The organism is Leptothrix ochracea (assembly GCF_041083635.1).
GTDB classification, from domain to species: domain Bacteria; phylum Pseudomonadota; class Gammaproteobacteria; order Burkholderiales; family Burkholderiaceae_C; genus Sphaerotilus; species Sphaerotilus ochraceus.
The window spans coordinates 1-15598 of record NZ_JBFPHB010000024.1 but is presented as its reverse complement, the minus strand read 5'-3'; the positions used below and the strand labels follow the sequence as shown (position 1 = coordinate 15598).

The 15598-nt window shown below is 60.1% G+C and carries 16 protein-coding genes and 1 tRNA gene; 10 read left to right on the top strand and 7 right to left on the bottom strand.

Going from position 1 to position 15598, the window contains the following annotated elements; translation table 11 throughout:
* The first annotated feature begins 39 nt into the window (after positions 1–39).
* Both rapZ and AB3X39_RS09770 read left to right on the top strand, forming a co-directional pair.
* Positions 40–954 carry an RNase adapter RapZ gene (rapZ, locus tag AB3X39_RS09775; protein WP_369417187.1) on the top strand — a complete coding sequence of 305 codons (915 nt, stop codon included), beginning with the start codon at positions 40–42 and terminating at the stop codon, positions 952–954.
* Positions 951–1547: an LON peptidase substrate-binding domain-containing protein gene (locus AB3X39_RS09770; RefSeq protein WP_369417186.1), complete on the top strand. Its 597-nt coding sequence runs from the start codon at positions 951–953 to the stop codon at positions 1545–1547. Before rapZ ends, AB3X39_RS09770 begins: the two co-directional genes overlap by 4 nt.
* Here AB3X39_RS09770 and mutY read toward each other — a convergent pair.
* The 3 genes from mutY to mutM form a co-directional block, all read right to left on the bottom strand.
* Positions 1537–2598 carry an A/G-specific adenine glycosylase gene (gene mutY, locus AB3X39_RS09765; RefSeq protein ID WP_369417185.1) on the bottom strand — a complete coding sequence of 354 codons (1062 nt, stop codon included), beginning with the start codon at positions 2596–2598 and terminating at the stop codon, positions 1537–1539. The genes AB3X39_RS09770 and mutY overlap by 11 nt on opposite strands.
* A 7-nt stretch (positions 2599–2605) precedes the next feature.
* Positions 2606–4672, bottom strand: a complete 2067-nt coding sequence (locus AB3X39_RS09760) for a dynamin family protein (protein WP_369417184.1) — start codon at positions 4670–4672, stop codon at positions 2606–2608.
* Positions 4673–4776: 104 nt separating this feature from the next.
* Positions 4777–5616, bottom strand: a complete 840-nt coding sequence (mutM, locus tag AB3X39_RS09755; RefSeq protein WP_369417183.1) for a bifunctional DNA-formamidopyrimidine glycosylase/DNA-(apurinic or apyrimidinic site) lyase — start codon at positions 5614–5616, stop codon at positions 4777–4779.
* A gap of 57 nt (positions 5617–5673) precedes the next feature.
* On the opposite strand from mutM, the gene AB3X39_RS09750 reads away from it, so the two are divergent.
* The 7 genes from AB3X39_RS09750 to pth all read left to right on the top strand — a co-directional run bounded on the left by AB3X39_RS09750 (position 5674) and on the right by pth (position 11639).
* Positions 5674–7515 carry a tetratricopeptide repeat protein gene (locus tag AB3X39_RS09750; protein ID WP_369417182.1) on the top strand — a complete coding sequence of 614 codons (1842 nt, stop codon included), beginning with the start codon at positions 5674–5676 and terminating at the stop codon, positions 7513–7515.
* Positions 7512–8081: a lipoprotein insertase outer membrane protein LolB gene (locus AB3X39_RS09745; RefSeq protein WP_369417181.1), complete on the top strand. Its 570-nt coding sequence runs from the start codon at positions 7512–7514 to the stop codon at positions 8079–8081. The genes AB3X39_RS09750 and AB3X39_RS09745 overlap by 4 nt, the downstream gene beginning before the upstream one ends.
* Positions 8082–8113: 32 nt before the next feature.
* Positions 8114–9025 carry a 4-(cytidine 5'-diphospho)-2-C-methyl-D-erythritol kinase gene (ispE, locus tag AB3X39_RS09740; RefSeq protein ID WP_369417179.1) on the top strand — a complete coding sequence of 304 codons (912 nt, stop codon included), beginning with the start codon at positions 8114–8116 and terminating at the stop codon, positions 9023–9025.
* A tRNA-Gln gene (locus AB3X39_RS09735) sits at positions 9024–9100 on the top strand. The genes ispE and AB3X39_RS09735 overlap by 2 nt, the downstream gene beginning before the upstream one ends.
* Positions 9101–9209: 109 nt before the next feature.
* Positions 9210–10172: a ribose-phosphate pyrophosphokinase gene (locus AB3X39_RS09730; protein WP_369417178.1), complete on the top strand. Its 963-nt coding sequence runs from the start codon at positions 9210–9212 to the stop codon at positions 10170–10172.
* A 90-nt stretch (positions 10173–10262) separates the two neighbouring features.
* Complete coding sequence (locus AB3X39_RS09725) at positions 10263–10886, top strand: 50S ribosomal protein L25/general stress protein Ctc (RefSeq protein WP_369417177.1); 624 nt, start codon at positions 10263–10265, stop codon at positions 10884–10886.
* A gap of 102 nt (positions 10887–10988) precedes the next feature.
* Positions 10989–11639, top strand: a complete 651-nt coding sequence (pth, locus tag AB3X39_RS09720) for an aminoacyl-tRNA hydrolase (RefSeq protein ID WP_369417176.1) — start codon at positions 10989–10991, stop codon at positions 11637–11639.
* On the opposite strand, the gene AB3X39_RS09715 is transcribed toward pth, so the two are convergent.
* From AB3X39_RS09715 to rsmD, 3 genes are read right to left on the bottom strand one after another with little or no spacing between them, the layout of a single operon-like run.
* Positions 11558–11866: a YfhL family 4Fe-4S dicluster ferredoxin gene (locus tag AB3X39_RS09715; protein ID WP_369417175.1), complete on the bottom strand. Its 309-nt coding sequence runs from the start codon at positions 11864–11866 to the stop codon at positions 11558–11560. The two genes, pth and AB3X39_RS09715, sit on opposite strands and share 82 nt — an antisense overlap.
* Positions 11867–11868: 2 nt before the next feature.
* Complete coding sequence (gene coaD / locus AB3X39_RS09710) at positions 11869–12375, bottom strand: pantetheine-phosphate adenylyltransferase (protein ID WP_369417174.1); 507 nt, start codon at positions 12373–12375, stop codon at positions 11869–11871.
* Between the two features lie 3 nt (positions 12376–12378).
* Positions 12379–13002: a 16S rRNA (guanine(966)-N(2))-methyltransferase RsmD gene (rsmD, locus tag AB3X39_RS09705; RefSeq protein ID WP_369417173.1), complete on the bottom strand. Its 624-nt coding sequence runs from the start codon at positions 13000–13002 to the stop codon at positions 12379–12381.
* Positions 13003–13060: 58 nt separating this feature from the next.
* Between rsmD and ftsY the strand changes: the two genes are divergently transcribed.
* Positions 13061–14131, top strand: a complete 1071-nt coding sequence (gene ftsY / locus AB3X39_RS09700) for a signal recognition particle-docking protein FtsY (RefSeq protein ID WP_369417172.1) — start codon at positions 13061–13063, stop codon at positions 14129–14131.
* 7 nt (positions 14132–14138) lie between these two features.
* On the opposite strand, the gene AB3X39_RS09695 is transcribed toward ftsY, so the two are convergent.
* Positions 14139–15500: a UDP-N-acetylglucosamine 2-epimerase gene (locus tag AB3X39_RS09695; protein WP_369417171.1), complete on the bottom strand. Its 1362-nt coding sequence runs from the start codon at positions 15498–15500 to the stop codon at positions 14139–14141.
* Positions 15501–15598: the final 98 nt, after the last annotated feature.

The window sequence follows — 15598 nt, the reverse complement described above, 5'->3', positions numbered from 1 at the left end:
TGCCACGGTGGCCCATGGTGCCCTTAACCCTCCTTGTCCATGAACACATCCGTTGCCCCTTCATCCCCGACACACACCGCCCCGGTTGTGCTGATTGCTGGCATCTCCGGCTCCGGCAAAACCGTGGCCTTGAACGCCTTGGAAGATGCCGGTTACTTCTGTGTTGATAACCTGCCGCCGGAGTTGCTGCGCGAATTTCTGAACTTGGAGCGCATCAAAGGCACGCCACTCATCGCCATCGCTGCCGATGTCCGCAGCGCCTTGTCGCTGCCTATTTTGTTGGCCATGATCGACGACCTGCGGCGCTCGGGTATTCAGCTGCTGCCGATCTTTCTCGATGCCCGCACCGAAGCCTTGGTGCCCCGTTTCTCCGAAACGCGCCGACGCCATCCACTGTCGTCTCAGGGCCTGCAAGACGATGCGATGCATACGCGGCTCATTGAAGCGATTCGCCATGAGCGCGAGATGCTGGCCGGACTGCATGAAATCTCGACCATCATCGACACCAGCGACTTGCGCCCGGTGCAGTTGCGCGCTTGGATCCGTCAACTTGCCGGCGCAGCGCAGGCCTCCCTCACGCTGACCTTCGAATCGTTTGCGTTCAAGCGCGGCGTGCCCCGTGACGCCGACATGGTGTTTGACCTACGCATGCTGCCCAACCCGCATTACGTCCCTGAACTGCGGGCGCAAACCGGCCGTGATCCCGCAGTGATCCGTTTCCTTGAGGCCGAGGCCGAAGTGGCCGAGATGCTCAAACAGATTGAAGCTTTTCTGACTCACTGGCTGCCGTCCTTCACCCGCGATCAACGCTGCTACCTCACCGTGGCGGTCGGCTGCACCGGCGGTCAGCACCGCTCGGTGTACTGCGCCGAACAACTCTCCAAACGCTTCCGCGACCGGATCCCGACCTTGGTCAGGCACCGCGAACTGGAAACGCGCGCCGCTGCCGGATGAAGCTGGCGCTCTTGCCGCTTCAGGCCGTGCTCTTTCCTGACGGCCGGCTCAATCTCAAGGTGGTGGAACCCCGTTATCAGGCCCTGATGACCAGCTGTCTACGCAGCGGTCGCAGTTTTGGGGTGGTGACGCTGAAACCAGCCTCTGAGCATCCCCCCGTCCCCTTCGAGTCCATCGGCTGTCTGGCCGAGTTGGTGGCTTGCGATAGCCCATCGACCGAGGTCATGCACCTGCGTTGCCAAGGCGTGCAGCGCTTTGACATGGAAACCCCAACCTGCGACAGCGAGGGCTTATGGCACGTCGAAGCCCGACTGATCGATCCCGACCCGCTCCAAGCGCCGTCGGCTGAGTGGCAAAGCGCGGCCGTTCAAGCCTTGGCACGGGCGCTGGACGTCTTTGAAGCCCAAGGCAAGACACCCCCGGTGGCCCGTCCCCATCGTTTTCACGATGCCGGCTGGGTGGCCAATCGCTGGTGCGAGCTGTTGCCCATCCCCACCCCACTGAAATACCAGTTGATGACGCTGCCCGATCCCCGGGTCCGCCTGCAACTGGTCGATGGCTTTTTACGCCGCCACGGCATCGTCAAGGATTGATCGACTTCAGCAATTTTTGCAGCGGCGCCGGCAGCGCCAGCCCAGCCAGCGCCGTGAAAGGCACCCAGCGCCCTTGCGATCTGAAACGTGGTGAGGCCGTGGCGATGCTCCCTTTGACAGGGTGCAAAAACCAGTCGAAATGGGTCAGGGCATGTTGGATGACCGGCAACGCCTGCATCGACCCGCCACCCAGGTGTTCTTGGCAAGCAGCCGCGCTATCCAGCAACGGCAAGGTCCACAACCCCGCCCAAACACCCTGATCCGGACGCTGTTCAAGCCAGATCTGATCGCCGCATTGGGCCCAAAGCCACCAATTCTCTCGGCGCTGGCGCACCAGTCGCCGCCCCTTGGCCGGATAGCGCTGCGGCTCACCCGATTGCAGGCCATGGCACGAAGCGGCCATCGGACAGCGCCCACACGCCGGGTCACGCGGCGTACACAGCGTGGCCCCCAGATCCATCAAACCTTGGGTGTAGGTCGGCATGACGTCAGCGTGAAGCGGCAACAACACGGCTGCTGCGGTCTCAAGTGCTCGCTGGGTGGCGGTGGTCGCTGGATCGGCCTCACAAGCCAGCAAGCGCGACAACACACGGCGCACATTGCCATCCATGATCGAAACCCGTTCCTCAAAACAAAAGGAAGCGATTGCCGCTGCTGTGGAAGGGCCGATCCCCGGCAAGGTCACCAACTGCGCCGCTTGACGCGGAAACACCCCGCCGTGATCGCGCACCACCGCTTGAGCACACTGGTGCAAAAACCGTGCACGGCGGTAATACCCCAGCCCAGCCCACTGGGCCAAGACCTCATCCAAGGAGGCGGCCGCCAACCCATGGACATCGGGGAAACGGTGCAAAAAGCGCTCAAAGTACCCCAGCACCGTGCTCACTTGGGTCTGCTGCAACATGATCTCCGACAGCCAAACCCGATAAGGATCCCGATCACGTTGCCACGGCAGGTCATGGCGCCCTTGATGGCGCTGCCAGACCACCAAATCCCGAGCAAACAGGGGGGCCAAAGCTCGGGCCCGCGTGGCCAGCAAGGTCGTCAACATCGTTGGGTCAGAGGGCCATGGCGCCAAGGGTGGGAATCTCGATATCGGGGCGAGGTCCCAAGGGCGGGACCAAGGACGGCAGTTCTTCGTGAACCGAGAAATCGCGCTGAGTGGCAACACGCCGAGCCCCCGCAAACAATTCCGCCAAACGAGACTCCATATCTAGGACGCGCCGATCGTAAGCTTCGAGTTCGCTCAGGCGCTGCTCCAACTCTCCCGCAGCACCGCGAATACGCTCCAAGGCATCACGCCGCCGCTTGAAGCCACGCCGCCGATCTCGCAGTTGCACATCAATTTGACCGGAGGCGCTGCGATTCCAGACCTCGACCTCGTTACCCGCCCCTTCGAACACCACTCGCAGACGCGAAAGCAACATGCGGCGAAACTGTTCAAGAAAACGCGGCTGTGACAGTCGCAAACCTTGGGTCACACCCAAGTACTGGGTGTAATTGCGCTCAATCAAGGAAAGATCATCCCGGTAACGGGTCAGATCTGGGGGAGTTGCCGGTACCAAACTGAAACCAAACTGGGTGTTCAGTTGGGTGTACGCCGAGGCCAGCAAGTCCCGAATCTCACGCCCTTCCCGCTCGGCTTCTTCAAGCAAGAGTCCCAGCTCAGTGAACAGTTCTTTGAAGGCTTTGCGAGCACCGAGCTTGAGCAACGATTCCCGGATGGTGCGCATGGTGCCATCGACCAGCCGCCGCAGGGCATCGCCACCAATGCCGGCCAAGAGCTCTTTGAGCATGCGGGAATGCACACCACGCAAGGCTTGCAACTGCGCGATACAGCGCTCAAATTCAGCCGTTTCCGCGCTCACACGGTCCAACATCACGGTGACCTTGTGCACGTTCTTGCCCCGCAGGCCCCGCAACTCGACGAGTTGATCGCTCAGCTGCCGACGCATATCGTCCAAGTGATGTGTCGTCTGACGCTCGACATGACCCAAGGCTTCAAGGGTGAGTTGCTCAAAGATCTGCCGTCGTTGCGGCAACAACTGCTGCGCCAGGGCCTCTTCAAAAATGGGCAGCCGACTTTCGGTCAGCAACCGCGGATTGCCATCAATGCGGGCGCTCAAGGCTTGGCGTGCAGAGATCGGGAATACCCGTGCGGATGGAATTTCCAGCATCTTGGCCACCTGAGCACATTGCACCGCGATCTGCGCTTCGGTGTGTTCAGGGGGGGAGAGTGGATCGAACAAGGCATCGATTTTGTTCAACACCACATAGCGTGTCAGCGCTTGGGACGTCAAATGGTCTTGCCAGATTTCAAGATCAGAACGCGTCACGCCCGTATCCGCACCCAACACAAAGACCACCCCGTGTGCGCTGGGCAGCAAACCGACCGTCAATTCGGGCTCAGCACCGATGGCGTTCAACCCCGGCGTATCAAACACCACCAACCCCCGCTTGAGCAAGGGATGGGGCACGTTGATCAACGCATGACGCCAAAGAGGAACATCGACTCGGCCGTCAGCATTGCGCTGCGGGTTATCACGTGGGTGGTCCTCGCTCCAAAAACCCAAGGCCATCGCTTCTGCCAAGGTGGCGGGCCGGGTATCCATGACGGCCGAAACTGCCTTCGCAAACGCTTCTGAATCTTTGATATCAAGGGGGGTATGGATCCAAACCCGGGGCTGAGCCCGCAGTTCAGCCAAGGAAGCCCCTTCTAGTCGCGTCTCAATGGGCAGCAGCGCCATCCCCACGGGCTCATCAGGGTCCCAGCCCAACTCGACGGGGCACATGGTGGTTCGCCCGGGCGAGGCCGGCATGATGCGACGACCCGCATCGGAGAAGAAGATAGCATTGATCAGCTCGGATTTACCGCGCGAAAACTCGGCCACAAAGGCCACCACCATTTTCTCTTCTGCAAGACGCTGACGCAGCGAATCGAGCAGATCTTTGGCGGTTTCATCCAACAGGCTTTGCTCGCGCAGAAATCGCACCAAATCGCGCAGGCGCACCTCCAAATTGAGGCGCCAAATGCCCAAGGCATCCAGACTGCGAACAAAAGGCGTATGGGCGGATTCGGAAGCAAACTCGGACATCACCAGACCGGTGTGAAAGGGTCTCGGCATGGTAGCGCAAGGCCCATGCAAGCAGACAACTCTTCGTAACGCAATCCGACATGCCTCCCGCCTGAATCGGGGGTGTACATCGATCATGCGCTCATGGCAGCAAATCAGGCGGATTGGCAGCGTCGGCAAAAGTAGGTGGCGCGCTGGCCTTGGACTTCTTTTTCAATCACCTCGGTGCACACCCTGCACGCCTGTCCAGCCCGACCATAGACATGCGCCAAGCCTTGGTAGTTGCCATTGACCCCATGAGCACTTTGAAAATCACGCAAAGTCGATCCCCCAGCCGCCAAGGCTGCCGTCAATGTGGCTTGAATCGCTTCAACCAGCCGCGCACATTCGGCATGTGTCAGCGAACCTGCCGGGCGTTGCGGAGCGATACGGGCCAAGAACAGAGCTTCAGAACAATAAATATTGCCAACGCCGACCACCACATGACCGGCAAGCAAAGCTTGCTTGATGCTGATACGCCGTCCTGCAAGGCCCTTGAACAGCACCTCTGGTTTGAAGTCGGTTGATAACGGTTCAACGCCAAGATGGTTCAGCAAGGTGGTGGCCGGCGCAGCTTCCAGAGACGGCGACCAAACCACAGCGCCAAAACGGCGCGGGTCGGTCAATCGCAGCTCACCTCGATCGGTTTGCATCTGTACATGGTCATGCCGCCCAAGTTCGCCCAAAGCGGTACCCCATCGCAAAGATCCGGACATGCCCAAGTGCCACAACAATCCCCCATCACCCTGAGCCCTCTCGACCAACGCACGCATGGGCATCCAAAGGTACTTGCCTCGACGCTGCACGGTCAGGATGCGCCAGCCAACAAACTGCAACGGGTCACAGCCCAAAGGCCAGCGCAGGGCTTTGCCCATCACAAGGCCGTGGATGGTTGCGCCACTGAGGGCGTCCAGCAGCCCCAAGCGGGTGACTTCGACTTCAGGTAGTTCAGGCATGCGACATTATCAAGGCCACCGGCCCACCTAGAATCTCCGCCCTGAAGGAGTTCCCCCATGCCACTGCGTCTCCAAGTCCGGCCCTGGACCTTTCTGCTCCTGGCCGGTAGTCTGACCCTCTTATGGCCTACCGCCCATGCTCAGACCCCATCGACGCCCCCCGTCTTAGCGCCTGCACACAGCTATTCAGCGCTCGACGAGTACGTGTTTTATCGACTTCTCGCCAGCGAAATCGAACTGCGTCGTGGCGAAGCAGGCTTGGCTTATCCATGGGCACTGGAAGCAGCTCGGCACAGCCGGGATGAATCGCTGTTTCGGCACGCTGTTGAAATCGCCATCAACAACCGGGCAGGGGAACAGGCACTCCACACAGCGCGACTCTGGCGCCAAGCGTTGCCCCATTCCGTGCATGCCCTTGAAACCCAAGCGGTGGTCTTGGTCGCGCTCGGACGCAGCGCCGAGGCGACGGAGCCCTTGCAAACGATGCTCGACATCACACCCGCCCCGCAACGCTCAGCGGCCATCACCGGCTTGACCGGCATTTTGCTGCGCAGCCAAGATCAAAAAGCTGCGGCGCAATGGCTCGAAGAGGTTCTGAAACCGTGGCGGGAGGCCAAACCCACGCGGGGCGTCAGCTTGGCCGTCTTGGCCCGCAGTTGGGCGATGGCCGGTGATGTTGATCGCGCCCTGCGTCTGGCCGACGAAGCGCAGCAGGCCGAACCTGGACTTGAGCCCGCCGCGCAATTGGGCCTAGACCTGATGGATGCCGAGCCTCGTGGAGAAAAACTGGTCACCCACTATCTTGATCAGCCCAACACCCAGACGATCTCGATTCGCATCGGTTACGCGCGCCGACTCACGCGCCAGCACCGCTACCTTGAAGCCCTGGCCCAGACCGAGACCCTCACCCACACCCATCCGGACATGGCGCCTGGGTGGCTGTTGTTGGGGGCCTTGCAAATGGAAGTCAACCAACCCGCCAAGGCCCTCGCCTCTTTGCAGCGCTTTTTAGCGCTCGACGAGAAAAAACCACCCTCGTCCTCGACCGAAGCACCGCACATGCCGGTGGATATCGAGGACGATGCCAGCGAGGTGGATGATGAGCATCCCGATCGCCGCGAGCGCGCCCAAGCCTACTTGATGCTGGCCCAAGCCGCCGAACAAACCCAAGACTACGCAAGCGCCCAAGCTTGGCTCGAAAAACTCAGCGAGACGGACAGCGACAACAACAACGTCCTCATCCGTCGGGCTTCGTTACTTCAGCGCCAAGGTCAGCTGCAAAACGCCTTGGAGCTCATCCACACCCTGCCCCAGTCCACACCCAGCGAATTGCGCTTGCGGATTGGCAGTGAGGCGCAAATTTTGCGGGATGCGCAAGCATGGGCCCAAGCCTATGACGTGCTGAGTCAAGGCAATCAGCAACTTCCCGATGACGCTGACCTGCTTTACGAGCAAGCCATGCTGGCTGAGCGCCTGCAACATCTCGATGAAATGGAACAACTCCTGCGCCGGGTCATCACCCTGAAGCCCGACCATCATCACGCCTACAACGCGCTGGGCTACAGCTTGGCTGAGCGCAACGAACGGCTGGAGGAAGCGCGCGATCTGATCGCCAAAGCGCTGTCTCTGTCCCCGGGTGACCCCTACATCACGGACAGCTTGGGTTGGGTGGAGTTCCGTATGGGCCATTACCCCCAAGCGGTGGATCTGCTGCAAAAAGCCTACAACCGCCGACCCGACACGGAGATTGCCGCTCACTTGGGCGAGGCGTTGTGGGTCAGTGGTCAACAAGACCATGCTCGGCAGATATGGAACGATGGCCTACAGCGCGACAACCACAACACGGTGTTGCAAGAAACGCTCAAGCGACTTCAAGTGAAGCTTCAGGCCCATCCGTGAGCGCAAGCCCTGTCTTTTCTCGACGCGACCTCGTCGGTGCAGCTTTGGCAGCAACGCTGTTCAGCGGTTGCGCCACGCCGCCGCCATCGATCACAAAGATCACCAGCGGTCGCATGGCCATGCAGGTGGTGAACGATGCCAGCCGATCGTTCAACGCCGACTTTGAACTCCAAGGTTCAGCAGATCGTGGCCAACTCCTCTTAAGCGGGATGCTCGGTACTCGGTTGGCCCAAGCCACATGGACACCCACACGGGTGACCCTCAGCACAGGCAGCGAGCAACACACCTTCCAGAGCCTCGATCACATGGCGCTGGCGGTCTTTGGGGAGTCGATTCCTTTGACAGCGCTCTTCGACTGGATCGAAGGCCGCCCTTGGCCTCAGGCTGCGAGTGAAGCCCTGCCCGACAAAACCCCCGGCTTTCAGCAAATGGGCTGGACGATCGACTTGCAACGCTTGAACGAGGGCCGCATCCTTGCCCAACGGGCCGCCGCAACAGCTGCCAACACCGATGCAGGCCTCGCACACCCAGAATTGCGACTACGCATTCGTCTTGACCGCCCCTGATCTTCGAAACCCTTCTTCTCCGTCCCAAGCTCATGTGTCCCCAGGCTTTTTTGGATGTTCCGGCACCCGCCAAACTGAACCTGTTCCTGCACGTGACTGGCCGTCGGCCTGACGGCTATCACTTGCTGCAATCAGCCTTCACACTAATCGACTGGTGCGACACGCTGCATTTCGAGCGCAATGCCTCGGGACGACTGCATCGCATCGACCTTGGCCCCCCTTTGCCGGACGAAGATCTCTGCATCAAAGCGGCCCGACGGCTGCGGGAGTTCAGCGGTACCCTGCAAGGGGTGGACATCACCATCGAGAAACACATCCCCTCTGGGGCAGGTTTGGGTGGCGGTAGTTCGGATGCTGCATCAACTTTGATCGCTCTCAATCGACTCTGGGGACTGCACTATCCGCGCAAGGTCTTGCTCGATTTGGCGTTGAAACTCGGGGCCGATGTGCCCTTTTTTGTCGGCGGGCACAACGCATGGGTGGAGGGTATTGGGGAGATCCTGAGCCCTCTAACCCTGCCAACAAGCACCTTCGTGGTGCTGAAGCCGCCGGCATCCATCCCAACGGCGGCAATTTTTTCAAACCCCCTCTTGCCACGCAACACAAAGACCACTACAATAGCGGCTTTCGTTGAGCAGCCAACCGGCTTCGGAAGCAACGATTTACAGGCTTGTGCCGAACAGCACAGTCCAGAAGTAAGTCAAGCCATCAGACTGCTAAGCAGCTTTGGTTCTTTCGCTCGGATGAGTGGCTCAGGAAGTGCAGTGTTTGTTCAAATCAAGGATCCTTCTCAAGAAGCCCTTGAAGCACAAAAGCAGCTTTTGGTGACGCTGCCCAGTGATTGGACGCATCGTGTTTGTCAGAGCTTGGTGTCGCATCCTTTGCGACATTGGGTCGATGACAACAACAAGTTTCAAGGCAACCTTTCGGGGTTTCCGGTGTAGGGGAGTCGCCAAGTTGGTTAAGGCATCGGATTTTGATTCCGACATGCGAAGGTTCGAATCCTTCTTCCCCTGCCAAAAGTTATCGACGGTCTAATCACCGTTCGTTCATGGCTCGTAAGCGCCCGCCGGAAACGGTGGGCGTTTCTTCTTCGGCTCTCCACCGAATCACTCCGGGATCGACAGCATGCTCGCCGACACCGTTCTCTTCACGGGCAACGCCAATCCGGCGCTGGCCCAAGAAATCGCCACCGAACTGCGCGTTGACATGGGTCAAGCCAGCGTTGGGCGCTTCTCCGATGGTGAAGTCACCATCGAAATCCAACAAAACGTTCGTACCCGCGACGCCTTCGTCATTCAGCCGACCTGCGCGCCCACGAACGACAACTTGATGGAATTGTTGTTCATGGTGGATGCCTTGAAGCGCGCCTCGGCTCGCCGCATCACCGCCGTGATTCCCTACTTTGGCTACGCCCGCCAAGATCGCCGTCCGCGCTCAACCCGTGTACCGATCAGCGCCCGCGTGGTGGCCAACATGCTCGAAGCGGCCGGTGTGAACCGCGTGCTGACCATGGATTTGCACGCCGATCAGATCCAAGGCTTCTTCGACATCCCGGTCGATAACATCTACGCCTCGCCGGTGCTGCTTTCTGACTTGCAAAGCAAACGCTACGACAACTTGGTGGTGGTTTCGCCGGACGTCGGCGGCGTGGTGCGCGCGCGCGCCTTGGCCAAACAACTGGGTTGTGATCTGGCCATCATCGACAAGCGCCGGCCCAAAGCCAATGTCTCTGAGGTGATGCACATCATCGGTGAGATTGAAGGCCGCAACTGTGTGGTCATGGACGACATGATCGACACCGCTGGCACGTTGGTGAAAGCCGCTGAAGTGCTCAAGAGCCGTGGGGCCAAGAGCGTCTACGCTTACTGCACTCACCCGGTCTTCTCGGGCCCGGCCATTGAGCGCATCAAGGCCTCGCATCTGGATGAAGTGGTGATCACCAACACCATTCCGCTGGCGCCAGAAGCCCGCAACACCACCAAGATTCGGCAACTGTCGGCCGCGTTCTTGTTTGCTGAAACCATCCGCCGTATCTCGGACGGGGATTCAGTGACCTCGCTTTTCTCGGAACAGAACAACAACTTCTGATCCAATCGTGACCGCTGAAGGCGCGAGCCTACTGCGGTTTTTTTCGGGTACCTGGTCGCGGGTACCTTCCATTCTTCGTTGGAAAACATCATGAAATTCGTCGCTTTCGCGCGTGAACTGCAGGGGACCGGAGCGAGCCGCCGCCTGCGTATTGCTGGCCGCGTTCCTGGCATCGTCTACGGTGCTGGCACCCCAGCCAACATCGAACTCGATCACAACGCCCTCTTCCACGCTCTGAAGAAGGAAGCCTTCCACTCCTCCATCTTGGAGATGGATCTGGCCGGTCAAGTCGAAAAGGTGCTGCTGCGCAACGTGCAAATGCACGCTTGGAAGCAACAAGTCCTGCATGTGGACTTCCAGCGCGTCGATGCCACCACCCGCATCCAGAAGAAGGTGCCGCTGCACTTCATCAACGAAGCTGAATCGCAAGCCGTCAAGTTCGACAAGTGCCTGATCAATCACATCGTCAGCGAACTTGAAATCGAATGCTTGGCTGAAAAGCTGCCCGAATTCCTGACCGTCGATCTCGGCGGCTTGAGCAAGGGCCAGTCGCTGCACGTCAACGACATCAAGCTCGACGCTGGCATCAAGGTGGTGACCCACGGTCGCAAGAACCCAGCCATTGCCACGGTTGTGGCTCAAGAAGAAGAAGTGGTTGTGGCTCCGGTCGCCGCCGCTCCGGCCAAGGGCAAGGCTGCCAAGGGCAAGAAGTAATTCTTCCCCCTTGCACCGCGCAACGCGCGCGCTCTTGCATGAAAACGGCTTGCCCTGAACGGCAGGCCGTTTTTCTTTTCACCTCTCATCAGCACAAACAGCATGATTCGGCTCTTTGTCGGCCTGGGTAATCCGGGGTTTGAATACGAACAGACTCGCCACAACGCGGGCTTTTGGTGGATGGATCAGCTCGCCAAACCTTGGCACGCAACGCTAACACCGGATCGCAACTATCACGGTTTGGTCGCGCGGGTGAATCACCCCCAAGGTCCGGTGTGGCTGTTGCAGCCGCAAACCTATATGAATCTGTCGGGGAAATCGGTCGCAGCTTTGGCCCGATTTTTCAAGATCGCGCCGCACGAAATCTTGGTGGCGCACGATGAACTCGATTTACCGCCGGGCCAGATGAAACTGAAGCAAGGCGGCAGCGCTGCGGGTCACAACGGTCTCAAGGACATGCAGGCTCAACTGGGTAGCACCGATTTTTGGCGCTTGCGCCTTGGCATCGGTCACCCGGGGGCCCGTGGTGAGGTTTCAGGCTATGTGCTGGGCAAACCGTCGTTGGACGACCGCATCGCCATCGATCGGTGCATCGAGGATTCGCTCAAAGCCACCGAGACCTTTCTCAGCGGCGACATGAGCAAGGCGATGGCACTTTTACACGCCAAACCTCAACGACCCAAACCCCCAAAACAGACCCCCTCCTCATCAGGCGCAGCATCCCCAACCCGCCCCAAAGACACCAACTGCTGATACTTGAGCATCAATTGCTCGGGGGTTTCGACGTGTTCCGGATGCACCGGGATGCACGACACCGGGCAGATTTGCACGCACTGGGGCGTGTCGAAATGCCCGACGCATTCGGTGCAACGATTGGGGTCAATCACGTAGTACTGCGCCCCTTGCGCAATGGCATCGTTGGGGCACTCGGGCTCGCACACATCGCAATTGATGCATTCATCGGTGATCATCAAGGCCACGGTCAGATCCTTTCATGGCGTTGAGCGACTTTGGCTTTGAGCCGCTCAAGCACCGAAGGTGCCACGAACTTGGACACATCGCCGCCAAGCAGCGCGATCTCACGCACAAAAGTACCGCTGATGAACTGGTACTGATCGCTGGGTGTCAGAAAAAGGGTTTCCACCTCGGGCATCAATTGGCGATTCATGCCCGCCATCTGAAACTCATACTCGAAATCACTCACCGCGCGCAGCCCGCGCACCACCACTTGCCCACCATGGTTGATCACCAGATCGCGCAACAAGCCATGGAAGGAAATCACCTCGACATTGGGATAGGCCGCAGCCAGTTCGCCAGCGATCTCTAAACGCTCATCCGGGCTGAACAGCGTGCGCTTGTGATGCCCCGCCGCGACAGCCACGATCAGGCGATCAAACAGCCGACTGGCGCGACGCATCAAATCCTCGTGGCCCAAGGTCATGGGGTCGAACGTGCCGGGATACACGGCGGTCAAAGGGGGCTTGGACAAACGTCACTCCTGCAAAGGGGTTTTCAAGCGTTCAAGAAGAAAGTAATGCACCATGCCTGCCCGGCCTGAACGGCGGACCATCAGGCCCAAGGGGGCCAGCACCGCTGTCGGCCAATCCCGGTCAGACTCCAAATAGATGAGCCCAGTGGGCTGTAACACCTGGAGGGCGGCCTGCAAAGCCGCCTCGAACAGGTCCAAGCCAAAAGGGGGATCCAGCATCACCAGATCGAAATCAGCCGTCGTGCTGGCCCGATTCATCCACGTGAGCGCGTCGGCACGTTGAACCGTCACCTGCACCGCCCCGAGTCGCGCCTGACTGGCGTGCAAGGCGGCCACGAGACTGGGATCCCGCTCAAGCAGCACCGCCGCTGCCGCACCCCGCGAAGCGGCCTCAAAGCCCAAAGCACCCGTTCCAGCAAAGGCATCCAGCACTCGCCAACCCGCCAAGTCTTGGCCCAGCCAGTTGAACAGCGTTTCTCGCACCCGATCTGGCGTGGGTCGCAGACCCGGTCGATCCGGCACAGGCAGCTTGCTGCGCTTCCACCGTCCGCCAATCAGACGAACCTCATGGGGAGCCGCCGCTTTGGCGGGCTTGGGAGGAGGAGAAATCGAAGAAGGTTTTGGCACGCGCGCGATTGTAGACAGCACACTGCCTACAATCCACGCCTCCTAAGGGCCCCCAAGCATGTTCAGTTTCTTCCGCAAGAAAACCCCCCCCGCCGCCACACCCCCGGCGACGCCGCCAGCCATACCCACGCCCCCCACCACGGCATCGTTGCCAACACCTGTGTCGGAGGTCCAGCGAGCACCCGCGCCAGAGCCAGCCGCTCGCAGCTCATGGCTCACACGACTCAAGGCGGGCCTCAAAAAAACCGGCTCCAGCATTGCGCAGGTCTTTGTCGGCACGCGGATCGATGACGCCCTGTACGAGGAGCTAGAGACCGCCCTGTTGTTGGCCGATGCCGGGGTGGGTGCCACCGAATTTCTCTTGAATGACTTGCGCCGCCGTGTCAAAGACAGCGCAACCACCGACCCTGCCGCCGTCAAACAATTGCTGGTGCAAAGCCTTGCAGACTTGCTGGCTCCGCTCCAAGGAGCCTTGGTGGTCGGTCGTCACAGCCCCACCGTGATGATGGTGGCAGGTGTCAACGGTGCGGGCAAAACCACCAGCATCGGCAAGTTGACCCGTTATCTGGCGGAACAAAACGGCAAGGTGCTGCTGGCCGCCGCTGACACGTTTCGGGCCGCCGCCCGCGAACAACTCGGGGTCTGGGCTGATCGAAACCACGTTGAAATCGTCAGTCAAGAAGGTGGTGACCCGGCTGCGGTGTGCTTTGACGCCGTCAAAGCAGGCCAAGCCCGGCAGTGCGATGTGGTGATCGCAGACACGGCCGGACGACTCGCGACCCAGCTTCACCTGATGGATGAACTGCGCAAGATTCGCCGCACACTGGGCAGAGCCATGGAGGGTGCGCCGCATGAAGTCTTACTGGTGGTGGACGGCAACACGGGACAAAACGCCTTGGCCCAAGTGAAGGCCTTCGATGACGCCATTCAGCTGACGGGCCTGATCATCACCAAGCTCGACGGCACGGCCAAGGGCGGGGTCTTGGCCGCCATCGCGCTATGGGTGCGGGAACGCATGACCCGGGGTCTGGGCGCGGTCCCGGTGTACTTCATCGGCGTGGGCGAGAAGATGGAAGATCTCCAGACCTTCGATCCCCTCGAATTCGCCCAAGCCTTGCTCGACGAATGATCCAAGATCAAGTCGAGGCCAAGGACTGCTGCAGCGCCATGTGATTGATGATCGTGACGGCGGCACCGGTTTGAGAGGCTTCGGCACGGCGAAGGTGATTCGCCGCCGCCGTATCCCGGCCCCAGCCCAGCAGATGCTGGGCCACGGTGTCATCGTCCCAAGCATGACGCTCGACCTCTTCCTGCGCACTCGCATCGAGCCAAAACTCGGCCCCTGACCGCAACAACGTTGGAATGCCGGCAGGGCGGGCCATTTCAGCCAAGAAATGGCCCGGTTGCGCCAGCAAAGCTGCCGATGCAGCCAAAACAGCCACCTGATCAGCCAGCGCAGGCAACTCACCACACCACAACCGAACCACGTTCACCGCAGCATCAGCAGCAAACGAAGAGAGCCGAGCCGCCGCAGGATCCCACAGCAGGGCAACGTCACTCCACTGTCGACGACGTGGATGAGCCATCCAGCGGGTCATGGCGACACGGGTCGATCGGCTCATCAACCAGAAAATGCGGGTGCTTTGAGCCAACTCACGCACTGAGTTGACGCAATCCTCTGTCGCTGTCTCATCGTTGGCATTGAGCTCCAAAGTGATCACGGCAAAAGGCTCCCCTTGGTGGTGATCCAGCCATGTGGGACCAAGCCAAACGGGCACGCGCGCATCCAACCAAACTTGCGGCAAGCTGGGCAGACGAGGCCGCAGCATGTGCCAAGCATCGGCACTGAGTGCGCCTGTGGGGCAGACCCGTTTCGGTGAAACGCCGCAATGCCGCAGCACATCGTCAGCGGGGGTGGTTATATCCGCATAGAGCCAGTCAGCCGACTGATCCATCATCACCGCGTTTTCACGCAGCAGCGGTGAATGACGCCGCCCACCGTCGAGGCGCACGAGCTTGATCCCTTGCTGATGAACCAGCAAGGCACAAGCCAACGCCGCATCGCTCTCGCCCTGAGAGAGCAAGGCCGCAGGCTGATACGAATCCAGCAGCGGACTCAAGTGCTCTGCAACATGGGCAAAAACATCTTCAAAAATACCCTTCGGCAGCGTCAGAAGGATCTCGGCATCGGGCTGCGGCAACACGCTTTGGACGGAACGTCGATCCCACAGCTGAAGATCGAGTTGCGCATTCGGTTGCACCAGCACCAAATAAGGCGCATCCCCTCGATCACGCCAAGTGCGCAGCAACACCGCCAACGTCAAAAGGTCGGCCGACGTGTCCGCCAAGGCCATCAAGACCTGCTGCCCCGGACGTAGAGGGCGGTGCTGAAGGTGCGTGAGCTGCGCAACCACCTCGGGCGCCACATCGACCTTGGGGCGCCAATCCTTGCGCGGATCGACCGACACCGGCACAGCCATCACCGGTTCGGGAACCACCGTCACGAGTGGCGGTGGCGGTGGCGGTGGCGGTGGCGGTGGCGGTGGCGGTGGCGGTGGCGGTGGCGGTGGCGGTGGTGGCTGTCTCTTATACACAT